The 14,141-nt window shown below is 69.9% G+C and carries 12 protein-coding genes; 11 read left to right on the forward strand and 1 reads right to left on the reverse strand.

The window, feature by feature from the left end; all coding sequences use genetic code 11:
- Positions 1-41: 41 nt before the first annotated feature.
- Complete coding sequence (eccD, locus tag EEB19_RS07435; protein WP_187584697.1) at positions 42-1,568, reverse strand: type VII secretion integral membrane protein EccD; 1,527 nt, start codon at positions 1,566-1,568, stop codon at positions 42-44.
- A 118-nt stretch (positions 1,569-1,686) separates the two neighbouring features.
- Here eccD and eccCa point away from each other — a divergent pair, with 118 nt between their 5' ends.
- From eccCa to EEB19_RS07490, 11 genes are all read left to right on the forward strand, one after another.
- A complete protein-coding gene (gene eccCa, locus EEB19_RS07440; protein WP_187584699.1) occupies positions 1,687-5,772 on the forward strand; it encodes a type VII secretion protein EccCa in 4,086 nt (1,361 codons plus the stop codon).
- Positions 5,773-5,777: 5 nt separating this feature from the next.
- Positions 5,778-7,067, forward strand: coding sequence for a type VII secretion-associated protein (locus tag EEB19_RS07445; protein ID WP_262365506.1), 1,290 nt, complete (start codon positions 5,778-5,780; stop codon positions 7,065-7,067).
- Between the two features lie 171 nt (positions 7,068-7,238).
- Complete coding sequence (gene rplM / locus EEB19_RS07450; RefSeq protein ID WP_187584703.1) at positions 7,239-7,682, forward strand: 50S ribosomal protein L13; 444 nt, start codon at positions 7,239-7,241, stop codon at positions 7,680-7,682.
- Complete coding sequence (gene rpsI, locus EEB19_RS07455) at positions 7,679-8,230, forward strand: 30S ribosomal protein S9 (RefSeq protein WP_187584705.1); 552 nt, start codon at positions 7,679-7,681, stop codon at positions 8,228-8,230. The genes rplM and rpsI overlap by 4 nt, the downstream gene beginning before the upstream one ends.
- A 2-nt stretch (positions 8,231-8,232) precedes the next feature.
- Positions 8,233-9,576: a phosphoglucosamine mutase gene (gene glmM, locus EEB19_RS07460; RefSeq protein WP_187584707.1), complete on the forward strand. Its 1,344-nt coding sequence runs from the start codon at positions 8,233-8,235 to the stop codon at positions 9,574-9,576.
- Positions 9,573-10,277: an HAD-IA family hydrolase gene (locus EEB19_RS07465; RefSeq protein ID WP_187584709.1), complete on the forward strand. Its 705-nt coding sequence runs from the start codon at positions 9,573-9,575 to the stop codon at positions 10,275-10,277. Before glmM ends, EEB19_RS07465 begins: the two co-directional genes overlap by 4 nt.
- A gap of 14 nt (positions 10,278-10,291) precedes the next feature.
- Entirely contained in the window at positions 10,292-11,332 is a 1,041-nt protein-coding gene (locus EEB19_RS07470) for an NAD-dependent epimerase/dehydratase family protein (RefSeq protein WP_187584711.1), read from the forward strand.
- A gap of 73 nt (positions 11,333-11,405) precedes the next feature.
- Entirely contained in the window at positions 11,406-11,765 is a 360-nt protein-coding gene (locus EEB19_RS07475; RefSeq protein ID WP_187584713.1) for a hypothetical protein, read from the forward strand.
- Positions 11,762-12,868, forward strand: coding sequence for a hypothetical protein (locus EEB19_RS07480; RefSeq protein WP_187584714.1), 1,107 nt, complete (start codon positions 11,762-11,764; stop codon positions 12,866-12,868). Before EEB19_RS07475 ends, EEB19_RS07480 begins: the two co-directional genes overlap by 4 nt.
- Before the next feature lie 12 nt (positions 12,869-12,880).
- Positions 12,881-13,141, forward strand: coding sequence for a hypothetical protein (locus tag EEB19_RS07485; protein ID WP_187584716.1), 261 nt, complete (start codon positions 12,881-12,883; stop codon positions 13,139-13,141).
- Between the two features lie 105 nt (positions 13,142-13,246).
- Positions 13,247-14,119, forward strand: coding sequence for a dienelactone hydrolase family protein (locus EEB19_RS07490; RefSeq protein ID WP_187584718.1), 873 nt, complete (start codon positions 13,247-13,249; stop codon positions 14,117-14,119).
- Positions 14,120-14,141 lie beyond the last annotated feature (22 nt).

Consider the following 14,141-nt stretch of genomic DNA (forward strand, 5'->3'; position numbering starts at 1 on the left):
ACAGCAGGGCACCCGCGGTGCCCGCCGCGCGTCTGCGCACGTCAGATCTCCCGGACGATCCGGTACAGGTCGAGAATCCAGAGCAGCAGCGGCACGATGACGGCGACGAGGAGGTATTCGAGAATCTCGGCGGCGCGGCGCGTGACCGGTGAGAACTCCTGACGCGGCGCCACGACGCCGAGCACCAGCGCGGCCGCGACGATCACCATCGCGAGCACGAATCCGATGATCGGCCAGCTGCCCGCGCCGACGGCGAGCCCGGTGGTCAGCGCGATCATCGCGGCCGATCCGGCGGCGACGAGGAACGCCGCCTGGGCGAGGTCGCTGTGGGAGCGTCCGCGCAGGCACAGCACCACGGCGACGATGGCGGCGAACGCGGCGGACTTCGGCGCGAACCCGGCGAGGGGAGCCGCGGCCAGGACGGCGGCGACGGCGGTGACCGTGGCGGTGCCCGCGATGATGCCGGTGAGGTAGGCGTTCGCGACGAACGACCGCCGCTCCAGGGCGTCGGCCTTGGGCAGCGCCATCGCGCCGATGGCGCCGATTCCCTCGATGGTGGGCTTCGGCTCGATGTCCTCGGTGTCGATCGCGGCACCCGCGGTCGGGACCGGTGGGAGTGGCAGCTTCGCCAGCATGATGGTGGCGCGAGGTGCGAGGGCGACGACGAGGAGGCCGACGGCGGCGACGACGGCCGCGACGTCGGGAACGCTTGCGCCGAGCAGGAGTTCGGCCGCACAGGCGCATCCGACGAGGAAGGCGGCGGTCGTCACGGCACTGTGCAGGGCGGAACCCACCGCGGTGAGTCGATACGACACGACGGCCGCGACGAGTGTGAGTGCGCACCCGAGGGTCAGGTGTGCGGACCCGAAGCGGCCCGGGGTGAGCAACATGCCGGTGACGGCGGCCAGCGGCATGGCCGCGGCGGCGAGGACCGCTGCGCTGGTGGCATCGCGGTAGTGGCGCGCGACGATGGTCGCGGCCGTGAGCAGTCCGACCGCACCGAGGGCGCTGAGGCCGCCGACCCACAGGGCGTCACTGGTCCACCGGTAGGCGCCGAGAGCGACCGCGGCCGCCACCGATGCGACCAGGGCGACGGCGAATCCGGCGTATCGGGCCGATACCGGCGACCAACTGGCGAACCGGGATTCATTCAGACGAGCGACAGCGTCGACCACGTCGTCGAACAGCGCGGGGGACTCTCCGGTGCGTGTGGACCGCAGGACGAGGAGATCACCGTCGCGGATTCCTGACTCCGACAGCGAGCGGTTGGGCGCTATCGCCTCCTGTCCGACGAGGCTGAGCGTCCATCGGTTCTGTCGGTCGTATGGACGACCTTCACCGCCGTCAGGGTCATCGGTGTCGCGTCGCGCCGGTGTCCGTGAGGTGATCTGTGCGACCAGGTCAGGGATGAGTGCGGCGATCGGCAACCCCGCGGGTAAACCCACGTCGAGCTGCGTGTTCCCGCCCAGCACCGAGACGCGGACGAGCTCCGGCTCGATACCGGCGTCGTCGCGTGGCCCCCCGGCCTGCGACCGACCCGTCACAATCTGCGCATCCAGAGTCGACATCTGGTGGATCCTCCCCGCCCTGTTCGCGGTTAACATAGCGAACCGCGTCAATTGTGTACCAGCGCCGCCTCGTCGGACCACGTCGGGGGCGCGGGAGCTTCTCCGGGGGGAACGTCGAGTGGTGACAACAACGGAAGGGTTCGTCCGTCGTCCGCGGATCACCCCCCCGCGGACCCCCGGGGGCGAGCTGAACCTGCAGCCACCGCCCGATGTCCCACGCGTGGTGCCGGGCAACATGCTGGTCAAGATGCTGCCCGTCGTGATGGTGGTTGCCGTCGTCGGGATGATCGCGATGATGTTCGCGACCGGCGGCCGCAACATCCTGTCGAACCCCCTCTTCATGATGTTCCCGCTGATGATGCTGATGTCGATGTTCGGCATGTTCGCCGCCGGGGGCGGCCGCGGTGGTGGAAAGCGCGCCGCCGAACTCAACGAGGAACGCAAGGACTACTTCCGCTATCTCGGCCAGACCCGCGAACAGGTTCTCGAGACCGTGGAGGCGCAGCGGGCGGCGCGGTCGTGGAGTCATCCGGATCCGGCAGCGCTGCTCGACATCGTCGGCAGCCGTCGCATGTGGGAGCGCCGACCCACCGACAGCGACTTCGCGCACGTGCGGATCGGAGTCGGTTCCCAGCGTCTGGCCACCCGGCTCATGCCGCCCGAGACGGGGCCGCTCGAGGACATCGAACCCGTGTCGATGGTGGCGCTGCGGCGATTCGTCCGCACCCACTCGATGGTTCATCGACTACCGACGTCGATCTCGCTGCGCGGCTTCCCGGCGGTCAACATCGAGGGGGCACGTCAGGAGACCCGGGATCTGGTGCGCGCCATGCTGGTCCAGCTGTGCGCGTTCCACGGCCCGGATCACCTGCACATCGCCATCATCACCGGGGACCCGGCGGGGGAGGCCTGGGACTGGGCGAAATGGCTTCCGCACGTGGGTCATCCGACTCTGCGTGACGGCCTCGGGGCGATGCGCATGATCTATCCGACGTTGGCCGACTTCGAGAACTCGATGGCCGCGGACCTGCTCGAACGCGGCCGGTTCAGCCGGTCCGCGCCGCCGAGCCCGGGTCGCGCCCACCTGGTCATGGTCATCGACGACGGCCACGTGGCCGGTGACGAGCGGCTGATCAACGACGCGGGCATGGAGGGCGTGACGGTGCTCGACCTCACGGCGCCACCCGACGGTCTGGCGGCTCGACGAGGTCTGGCGCTGGTGGTCCGCAACAGGCGGTTGTCGGCGCGCACCGCGTTCGACGTCGAGGAGTTCGGCGACATGGATTCGCTGACCATCCCCGAGGCGGAGACGCTGGCCCGGCGGATGGCCCGCTACCGCCTGGCCACGGCGGCCGCGCTGGCCAATCTCGAGTCGGAGGCCGCCTCGAGCGACCCGGGTCTCCCGTCCCTGCTGGGCATTGCGGACGCGGCACGGTTCGATCCGCTCGTGCACTGGCGGGGCCGCACCGGTCGCGAACGCCTGCGGGTACCCATCGGATACACGCCGAGCGGTACACCGGTCGATCTCGACATCAAGGAGAGTGCGCACGGCGGCATGGGGCCGCACGGACTCTGCATCGGTGCGACCGGTTCGGGCAAGTCCGAGTTCCTCCGGACGCTCGTCCTGGCCATGCTCGCCACCCACTCGCCGACCGAGCTCAATCTGGTACTCGTCGACTTCAAGGGTGGCGCAACGTTTCTCGGGCTCGAGTCGGCCCCACACGTCGCAGCCATCATCACCAACCTCGAGCAAGAGCTGTCGATGGTCGACCGCATGAAGGACGCGCTGTCGGGCGAGATGAATCGCCGCCAGGAGCTCCTGCGGTCGGCGGGCAATTTCGCGAACGTCACCGACTACGAACGCGCCCGCGCCTCAGGTGTACGCCTCGAACCGTTGCCGGCCTTGTTCATCGTCGTCGACGAGTTCTCCGAACTGTTGTCGCAGAAGCCGGATTTCGCGGAGCTGTTCGTCGCGATCGGCCGGCTCGGCCGATCGCTGCACATCCACCTGCTGCTTGCCTCGCAGCGCCTGGAGGAGGGCAAGCTGCGCGGCCTGGACAGTCACCTGTCCTATCGCATCGGTCTGAAGACGTTCTCGGCCAACGAGTCCCGTTCCGTACTCGGCGTGCCCGACGCCTACCATCTGCCCAGCGTGCCCGGGTCGGCCTACCTGAAGTGCGACTCGGCGGAGCCGGTCCGGTTCAACACGTCCTACGTGTCCGGTCCGTACCACTCGCCGGTGCCGGTCGACGGCGTGATCGACGACGGCCCGGTCTACGTGGGCCCGCGTGGGCGGATGAAGATCTTCACCGCGCTACCGGTCCCGTTGGAGGACGGCAGCGCGAGTTCCTCGGTGCTCGATCAGGCGCAGGCCCTGTTGGACGAGGAGCCACCCGCCGCCGGCCCGGCCACGTCGTACGACGCTCCCGCAGCCGCCGCGGTGCCCACCCTGCTCGACACCCTGGTCGGCCGAATGGCGGGCCACGGCCCGCCCGCCCACGAGGTATGGCTCGATCCGCTCGACGAGTCGCCCACGGTCGACGCGTTCGTGGGCCGCCGCGACTGGACGGTGCCGGGTGGGGTCGGAGATCTGCGGCTCGCGGTCGGCTACGTCGACCGTCCCTACGATCAGCGACGCGACGTCTACACCATCGATCTGGCGGGCGCGGCGGGCAACGTCGCCGTCGTCGGCGGTCCGCAGTCGGGCAAGTCGACGACCCTGCGCACGATCATCATGTCGGCCGCGGCCACGCACACACCGGAGCAGGTGCAGTTCTACTGCCTGGATTTCGGTGGCGGCAGCCTCGCCGGTGTCGCCGGCCTCCCGCATGTCGGGTCGGTGGCGTCCCGCGGCGACATGGACGCGGTGCGCCGAACCGTCGCCGAGGTCTCCGCGATCGTCCGCACGCGCGAATTGTTGTTCTCCCGGTTGGGCATCGAGTCGATGCGCGACTACCGGGCGCGGCGGGCCGCGTGGTTCGCCGGCGGCGCAACCGATCCGGCGGACCCGCTCACCGAGGACCGGCACGGCGACGTGTTCCTCGTGCTCGACGGGATCGGTCTGCTGCGCAACGAACTCGACTTCCTCGAGGACCAGATCTCGGCGATCGTCGGCCAGGGCCTGTCGTATGGCGTGCATGTCATCGTGTCGGCGACGCGCTGGGCGGAGGTCCGCCCCGCCGTGAAGGACCTGATGGGCAGCCGGATCGAACTGAAGCTCGGCGATGCGATGGATTCGGAGATGGGCCGTCGCGCAGCCGCTCTGGTGCCCCACAACCGACCGGGCCGAGGACTCACCCCGGACGAGCTGCACATGCTGATCGCGCTGCCGCGTCTCGACGGGGTCAGCTCCCCGGAGTCGCTGCCGGCCGGGATGGCACACGCGGTCGACCAGCTCAGCGCCGCCTATCGCGGCCGGGAGGCGATGGCGGTGCGCAAGCTCGGGGTCGAGATCGCCCAGAGCGCCGTCGACGACCTCGTCGCGGAGGCCGGGATCACCCTGGCCCCCAACCAGGTGGCGATCGGCGTCGGCGAACTCGAACTCGCCCCGGTGGTGCTGGACTTCAGCACCCAGCCGCACTTCTTGGTGTTCTCCGACGTCGAGCACGGCAAGACCACGTTGTTGCGCAACATCGTCCGCGGCCTGGTGTGCAATTCGACATCGGAACAGGTGAAGATCGTCTTCGTCGACTACCGGCGCACGATGCTCGGCATCATCGACGGCGATCACCTCGGCGGGTACGCCAGTTCGGCGAACAAGGCCGCACCGATGATGGCCCAGCTCGCCGACATCCTCACCGCCCGGCTGCCCCCGGAAGACGTGACACCGCAGCAACTCCGGGACCGCACCTACTACACGGGCGCCGACGTCTACCTCGTCATCGACGACTACGACATGGTGGCCACGGCCTCGGGCAATCCGCTCATGCCGCTGGTGGACCTCGCCGCGCACGCACGTGACATCGGGTTCCACATCATCCTGGCGCGTCGGTCGGGCGGCGTCGGTCGGGCGATGTTCGACCCGCTGATCGGCCGACTCAAGGATCTGTCCAGCGACATGTTGCTCATGAGCGGCGACCGCGACGAGGGCTACATCACCGGGCGCGTGCGCATGCAGCAGCTGATCCCCGGTCGCGGCGAGCTCATCTCACGTTCGCGACCGCAGGAGATGATCCAGGTCGGCTTCGTCGAACCGGAGGAGTGAGCAGCGTGCCGTCGCCGTCCCGGCCGACCGTCGTCGACCTCGCCTATGGGCAGGTCCTCCTCGACGGACGGTCGGCGGACGTGACGGCATTGCTCGAATCCGTGGACGCCGCCACCGTCGTCGTCGCCGGGTCGCGGCGGTATGTCCATCAGGCGTGGCAGTCCTACTGGGCCGACCTCGGTCTGCCGGATCACGACGCGACCGGTCCGCTGCCGGTCGTACTGGGGCATCCGAGCACCTGGGGCACGCTGCGGACCTCCGCGCTGAGCCGATCGTTCGCCGATCTGGGTGTGCCGGTCTCGCTCCTGCCCCGGGCGGTCCTGATCGCCCGCAGCCATTCGGACGGTGCGATGCAACGCTGCGCCGTTGTCGAGACGACACACCTGCCCTCCCTGATCGTCGATCCCGCGCGCCCGCGACGGACCACGTGGGATGTCACCCGTTTACGACGCACCGCGGCAGGCTGGGGCATCGAGGCGTCCGATGTCCTCGAACCCGAGGGCACCGACCTCGCGGCGCGCACCGAGGCGGTCGTCGACGACTCGGTCGAGGCCGTGTTCGTCGACGGGGCCCTCCCGGAGGAGGTGACACGCGCCGTCGACGTCGTCTCCACGTATGCGCTCGCCGGGCGCGTGGTACCGGTCGACCGTGACCTCATCCGCCGGTACGGGTGGCGATCCGGTCGTGCGGACTCCCCGGACAGCCACGGCGCGGTGACCGCGATCCCCGCCGACGACGGCTCAGGCGGAGGCCGGACGACCACGCGGTGGATCTGGGCGGCCGGGGCGGTCGCGGTCGTGATCGCCCTGATCGCGGCGGGCGTGGGCTTCTTGCAGCGCGACGGTGGGGACGCGGTGACCGATCGCACCGCCACCGTCGGTCGGACGAGCCTGGTCATCCCCTCGGAGTGGCGCCAGAGCGAACTCGGGACGGCCCCGGGTCGCGACGGACCGTCGCGCACGGTGTTCGCCGACCCGGACACCGGACGCCGCATCCTCCTGGTCCAGAGCGAGGTGAGATCGGACTCGACGCTGGCATCGGTGGCCACGAGTCTGGGTAACCGGATCCGTCAGCGCGGCGACGACGTCGTCACCGAGTTCTCGCCGTCCACCCGATTCATGGGACGCGACGTGATCAGCTACCGCGAGGCGCCGGCGTCCGGGAGCGGCATCCGCTGGTACGTGCTGGTCGCCGACGGCATGCAGGTCTCGATCGGCTGTCAGTCGGGGAACGCGGGCGAGTCGGTGGACCCCGAATGTGCGCGGGCCGTCTCGACGGTGCAGATCGCGAGCTGACGCGTTTTGACCCTGACCAGCGCCATCGCGTAGCCTGGACCGCTGGTGCATGGCATCTCCGACCGGGTGACCGGGAGGGGATAGTCGAGGCCCGGGTCCCCACTGGTCGCCGGGAACAACCTCTGCCGTCGCACCCGACCAGCATCCACATCGACAGAGTTGAGGACCACTGTGCCCACCTACACCCCGAAGGCCGGTGACATCACGCGTTCGTGGCATGTCATCGACGCCACCGACGTGGTGCTCGGCCGCCTCGCCGTGCAGAGCGCGAATCTGCTCCGCGGCAAGCACAAGCCGACCTACGCACCGCACGCCGACGGCGGCGATTTCGTCGTCATCATCAACGCCGAGAAGGTCGCGCTGACCAGCAACAAGGCCGAGCGCAAGCTGAACTACCGCCACTCCGGGCATCCCGGTGGGCTCAAGAGCCAGACGACTGCGGAACTCCTGGAGAGCCATCCCGAGCGGGTGGTCGAGAAGGCCATCAAGGGCATGCTGCCCCACACGAAGCTCGGACGCGCGATGGCGGCCAAGCTGAAGGTCTACGCCGGCCCGAACCATCCCCACGAGGCACAGCGCCCCGTGCCCTTCGAGATCAAGCAGGTGGCCCAGTGAGCAACGAGAACATCAACGAGCCCGCCGTCGAGATCGACGAGGAGATCCAGGTCGCCGCTGACGGTGGCGTCGAGACCGTCGAGGTCGTCGAGCAGGCGTCGGACGACTACGACACCGAGATCGTCGCCGAGGCCGGCGAGGTCCGCGAGCCCGTCGTCATCGACCGCCCGATCCAGACCGTCGGTCGCCGCAAGGAAGCCGTCGTGCGGGTCCGTCTCGTCCCCGGTTCCGGTCAGTTCGAGCTGAACGGCCGCAGCCTCGAGGACTACTTCCCGAACAAGGTGCACCAGCAGCTCATCAAGGCGCCGCTGGTCACCGTCGAGCGCACCGAGTCGTTCGACATCTTCGCCAAGCTCGTCGGCGGCGGCCCCTCGGGCCAGGCCGGTGCGCTGCGCCTCGGCATCGCCCGCGCACTCATCGAGGTCACTCCGGATGATCGTCCCGCCCTCAAGAAGGCCGGATTCCTCACCCGTGACCCGCGTGCGGTCGAGCGCAAGAAGTACGGCCTGAAGAAGGCACGCAAGGCGTCGCAGTACTCCAAGCGCTGATCTTGGCACGCCTTTTCGGAACCGACGGCGTCCGGGGCCTGGCCAACGACGAGCTCACTCCCGAGCTCGCGTTGCGCCTGGCCTCGGCCGCCGCGGTCGTTTTCGAACATCAGTCGTCGGCCACCGACGGGCGCCCGCGCGCCGTGGTGGGCCGCGATCCCCGCGCCTCCGGTGAGATGCTCGAGGCGGCGGTCTGCGCCGGCCTCGCCGCCACCGGGGTCGACGCCATCCGGGTCGGTGTCGTCCCGACCCCCGCCGTGGCGTACCTGACCGCCGACTATGCCGCCGATTTCGGCATCATGATCTCGGCATCGCACAACCCGATGCCCGACAACGGCATCAAATTCTTCTCCGGTGGGGGACACAAGCTCGAGGATGCGGTCGAGGACCGGATCGAGGCCGCGATGTCCGACGATTTCGCCCGGCCCATCGGCGCGGCGGTCGGTCGGGTCACCGACGCGCTCGACGCCGGAGACCGGTACCGGCGCCACCTCGCCGACGCGGTCGGAGCGCGCCTCGACGGACTGACGGTCGTCGTCGACTGCGCCCACGGAGCTGCGTCGACGCTTGCGCCGCAGGCGTATTCGGATGCCGGCGCAACAGTGATCGCGATCCACGCGGAGCCCGACGGTCTCAACATCAACGAGGACTGCGGGTCGACCCACATGGGCAAGCTGCAGGCAGCGGTGCTCGAGCACGGCGCGGACATCGGGCTCGCCCACGACGGGGACGCCGACCGGTGTCTCGCGGTCGACTCGACCGGACAGGTCGTCGACGGCGACGCGATCATGGCGATCCTGGCCACCGCCCTCGCATCGCGAGACCGACTGCGCGACAACGTCCTCGTCACCACGGTGATGAGCAACATGGGCCTGCACATCGCCATGCGCGAGGCGGGGATCACGTTGCGTACCACCGCCGTCGGCGACCGTTACGTTCTCGAAGAACTCCGCCGCGGCGACTACTCGCTCGGTGGTGAGCAGTCGGGCCACATCGTGGTGCCCGGTTCGGGCACCACCGGCGACGGAATCCTGACCGGTCTGCTGCTTATGGAGCAGATGGCCGCGACCGGACGGCGCCTCGCCGATCTCGCCGCCATCATGACCGTACTGCCACAGGAACTCATCAACGTCCGGGTCGGGGACAAACATGCGGTCGCACAGTCGGCGACCGTCAAACAGTCGGTCACCGACGCGGAGGTCGAACTCGGCGACCACGGACGAGTGCTGTTGCGCCCCTCCGGAACCGAGCAACTGGTGCGGGTGATGGTGGAGGCCCCGACCGGTGATCTCGCGCGGTCCGTGGCCCGTCGCATCGCCGACGTCGTGGAAGCGGCGGGGGCGTGAGCGCCCCGGCCGCGGTCCTGTTCGACTTCTCCGGGACGCTCTTCCGGTTCGAGGCGGCCGACGACTGGTTCGCCGGTTTGCACGACGAGAACGGCGACGACCTCCATCTCGATGCGCAGGCCGAGCTGATCCGCCGCATGACCCAGCCCGTCGGATTGCCCGCCGCGATCGCCGACGACGACCGGATCGCCTGGGAACAGCGAGATCTCGACCCGGCGAAACACCGGCGTGCCTACCTGTCGATGCTGCGTGCCTCCGGCCTCACGGGGGAGGGGCACGCCGAACAGCTCTACGGTCGCGTCATCGACCCCCATTCCTGGCAGATCTTCCCCGACACCGAGAGGGTCCTGCGCGGGCTGCGTTCCGCGGGAATCGGGATCGGAGTGGTCAGCAACATCGCCTTCGATCTGCGGGACGTGCTGGCACTGCACGGGATCGCCGATCTGGTCGATGCCTACGCCCTGTCCTTCGAGGTCGGCGCCATCAAACCCGATCCGCGGATCTTCCATGCCGCCCTCGATCCGCTGGGCGTCTCGCCCGAGGCGGCCCTGATGGTCGGTGACAGCGAGGAGGCCGATGGCGGCTCACGCGCCCTCGGATGCGCCTTCGAACTCGTCCACGACGTGCCGGTGGAGGAACGGCGGACCGCACTGCTCGATGCCGTGCGCGCAGGCGGCGTGATCATCGACGTCGCCGACTGATCGGACGACCCACGGTGTCCGGTCCGGTCCTCGTCACCGGAGCAGATGGCCATATCGGTGGATGGATCGTCGCCGACCTGATCGGACACGGCCGCCGCGTGCGTGCGGTTGTCGCTGATCCCGTTCACTTCCACGACCTCCGCGCGGCGATCGGAGACGCCGGCGGAGATCCCGATCGGCTGGAGATCGCCACCGTGGCGCTCTCGTCCGACGACGGATGGGACGCCGCCCTCGACGGTGTCGACGCCGTCGTGCACACCGCAGCGGCCAGTGGCGCACCCGGGGCCGGCGGTCCCGACGACACCGTGGCCGCCGACATCGTCGAACGGGTTGTCGGCGGCACGCGACGGCTCATCGGGGCAGCCGCCGCGGCCGGGGTCCGGCGCGTGGTGATGACCTCCGCGGTCGGCGCCGCCGCTCCCGAGACATTCGCCGACGACACGCCCAGCGACGAGAGTGTCTGGACCAGAACCGATCTCGATCCCGACGACGACCCGATACCCCGGCGCCTGCTCACGCCGATCGCCGAGCGGGCGGCCTTCCGGCTCGTGGAACAGCCGGGAACACCGGAACTCGTGACGATTCTTCCGGGCGCCGTGCTGGGCCCGTTGCTGTCGTCGTCGGCGGTCGGGGCGACCGGCGTCATTCACCAGATGCTGACGGGACGGGCTCCGCGCATCCCCGCCATCGGTGTCGAGGTGACCGATGTCCGGGATCTGGCCGCCGTCCATCTGCGTGCCCTGGATGCACCGAGGGCCGCCGGTCAGCGCTTCCTGGTCACCGGCGAGTTCCTGTGGATGCGGGAGATCGCGGAGACCCTGCGTGAACGGCTCGGCTCCGACGCGGCCGAGGTGAGCACGAAGGGCATGCCGGATCGCCTGATCCGTCTGCTCGGCCGCCGGACACCGGCTCTGGCCTCGGTCCTGCCGTTGCTCGGGCGTCGCATCCGGCACGACCCGAGCCGGGCTCGCGACGTCCTCGGGTGGGAACCGCGGCCGGCCCGTGACACCGTCGCGGACTGTGCGAGGTCGCTGATCGAGTTCGGGATCCGCTGAGATCGAGGGAACCGGGCGTGCCGCTCGCGCGTCTAAACTGCACACGAATCGATCGACGCCGGGGGAGGAACCGTTGTCCGAGAACGCGCTGCCCGCCCGGCCCACCGGGCCCGGGGTGACCGTCGATGTCGACGAGGTCAGGTCCGTCGTCGGCTTCTATCGCTCCGCGTCTGTCGTCGTCGGCGACGCCGCCGCCCGGATCGGCGCCGATGAACTCGGGGAGTGGGCGGGCGCGGACTATGCCGAGATGGGCCGACGGTATCGCGACATGGGGCGCGTGATCGCCGAGCGGCTGACCGAACAGTCCCGTGCGGCGCGGCGACTTGCGGACGCCCTCGACCGCGGGATCACGACCCTCGTCGACACCGACGCCGAGATCGGCGACCACCTGCGCGAGGCCCGTCCTTGCGCGGACGAGAGCGGTGCCCGATGACCCGGCCCGGCGACTCTCTCGGTGCGCTGCGCGACCAGGCGGTCGCCGGTGTCGAGGATCTCGTCGACGTGCTCGCCCTCTCCGCCACGCTCGGAGCCGACCCGACCGACCCGGACCAGGTCCATCGACCGTTCCGGCGTGTCGGTGCGTTCGACGCCGCCGCGTTCGCCGCGGATGCTCACCGTCTCGCCGCAGCGCATCGGGCGGTGGCCGATCACCTGCACCGACTCCCCGAACAGCAGGTCCGGCTGGGCCGCGGCTGGACCGGTGACACCGGGATGCGGGCAGTCGCTGCCGTCGTCGATCATCAGCGGCGGGCGGAGTCCGATCTCCACGGCCTGCGCATGCTGGCGGAGGCCACCGGCGCAGCGTCCTCCGGCATCGATCAGCTGTTGCGCACCTGGTACCTGACGGTGGCGCGGTTGTCGGCGCCACTCGTCGCGGGTGTCCCGATCGCCGAGGTCCCCGAGGCGATCGTGACCGGCCGGGTCCCGCTGGCGGTGGTCGTCGAGGACATCGCCTCGCGCGCCCGGCTCTACTTCACCACGGCAGAGGCGACCGTCCGGGGCATCGACGACATCCTCGACCATCTGAACCGTGTGACCGAGACGGTGGATCTCGAGCCGTACCCCGAGGAGACGGGCACCGCAACCGGCCTGTCCCCCTCTGCGCCGCAACCTTCTGCGCCTGAACCTTCTGTGCCTGAACCTTCTGCGCCCGACCCTTCTGCGCCCGACTCTTCTGCGCCCGATCCGTCGGCGCCCGAACCCGACGATCCCTCAGCGTCGGATGTACCGCTTCGCCTGACCCCGGACACCGCGGCTCCGAACACCCCGGCTCCGGACACCGACCAGGCGACCTCCGGTGACCGACCGTCCGACTCGGAAGGTCCTGCGCAACAACCGAAGTCGACGTCGACTGCCACCGGTGGCCGACCTGTACCCGCCGAGGATGCCGGCCTGGCGGCCCGCCCGGCTGCACCGGGGGCAGGCCCGGACACCGGGGATGTCCCCGATCGCCATGACGCGCCGGACCACCCGACGGGTAGATCGTCCGGGGAGTCATCCTCGGCTGGGGATCTCGCACTGGCCGGGGAGGAATAGGGTGGCACCGTCATGAATCTGGCCGACCAGATCGAGGCGATCGCCCGGCGGGCCACGGCCCACGTGACTGCCGCGTCGAACGCGTTCTCCGAGACGCAGCGGCGACTCGTCGCCGAGCTCGGCGACCACCGAGACGAGAACGCCGACCCGCGTGAACGCCTGCGCGAAGGGCTCCGGCGGGAGGCGGACGCCGCCGACGTCGACACCCCGCGTCTCCTGTTGCCGGCCGACGTGGCCGAGGCCAGTCCCCATCGACCGGCCACCGACGAATAAGCTGTCGGTGTGCCGGCCACGAAACCAGTGCAGTCCCCGAAACCCGGATCCTCGTCGACTCGGCGTTCACGACGTGCCACGCCGACGCGATCTCCGGAACGGCTGATGACCGAGTTGTCGCGACGGGGGCCGCACAAGGTGCTTCGCGGCGACCTGGGGATCGTCGGCATGCGGGGGCAGGTCTTCACGCCCGCGACCGGTCGTCGCCTGCCCGCCATCGCGCTCGGCCACGCATGGCTCGCCGACAGTCGGCGTTACCGTGATCTGCTCTATCACTTCGCGTCGTGGGGATTCGTCACCGTCGCGCCCGACGGCAACAGCGGAGTCCTGGCCTCCGACACCGGACTCGCCGCAGATCTCCGAGGCGCACTCGGGCTCGTCTCCCGCGTGCCGCTGGGTCTCGGCGCTGTCACCGTCGACCCGGATCGGCTGGGGCTCGTGGGCCACGGTTTCGGTGCTGCCGCGGCGGTTCTCGCCGCATCGGGCCAGCAGGTGCAGGGCCAGCCAGCGCCCGACGTGTCCGGGGTGGCCGCGCTCTTCCCGGCCCCGACCACATCTGTCCTGCTCCCCGCCGCCGGACTGGTCACCGCGCCCGGCCTCGTCGTCGCGGGTGCGGGTGAACTCCGGACCGTCGACAGCAATGCCCTCACCCTGGCCGGCGCGTACGCGGGAGATGTGGTCTTGCGCACGGTCCCGAAGGGCAACGCCAAGGATCTCCTCGAGCGTCGGACAGTGAAATCGCTCATCGGGTTCAACGGCTCCGACCGCGCTCTGCACGGGCTCATCCGGGCAGCCACGACCGGGTTCCTGCTGCACACCGTTGCCGGTGACCCCGAGTATCAGGCCTTCACCGATCCCTCGGTCACCCTGGGGAAACTGGGCGTCGTCGACCTCGACGACCCGCCCGTGCAGGCGGTCGACCCGGTGTCGCACCTGTTCGGTGCCAGACCACGGAAGCGGCGTACGCGGAAGCGCTGACTTCACAGGTACCCTGACTGTC

The organism is Gordonia sp. OPL2, assembly GCF_003797825.1.
Classification (GTDB): Bacteria; Actinomycetota; Actinomycetes; order Mycobacteriales; family Mycobacteriaceae; genus Gordonia.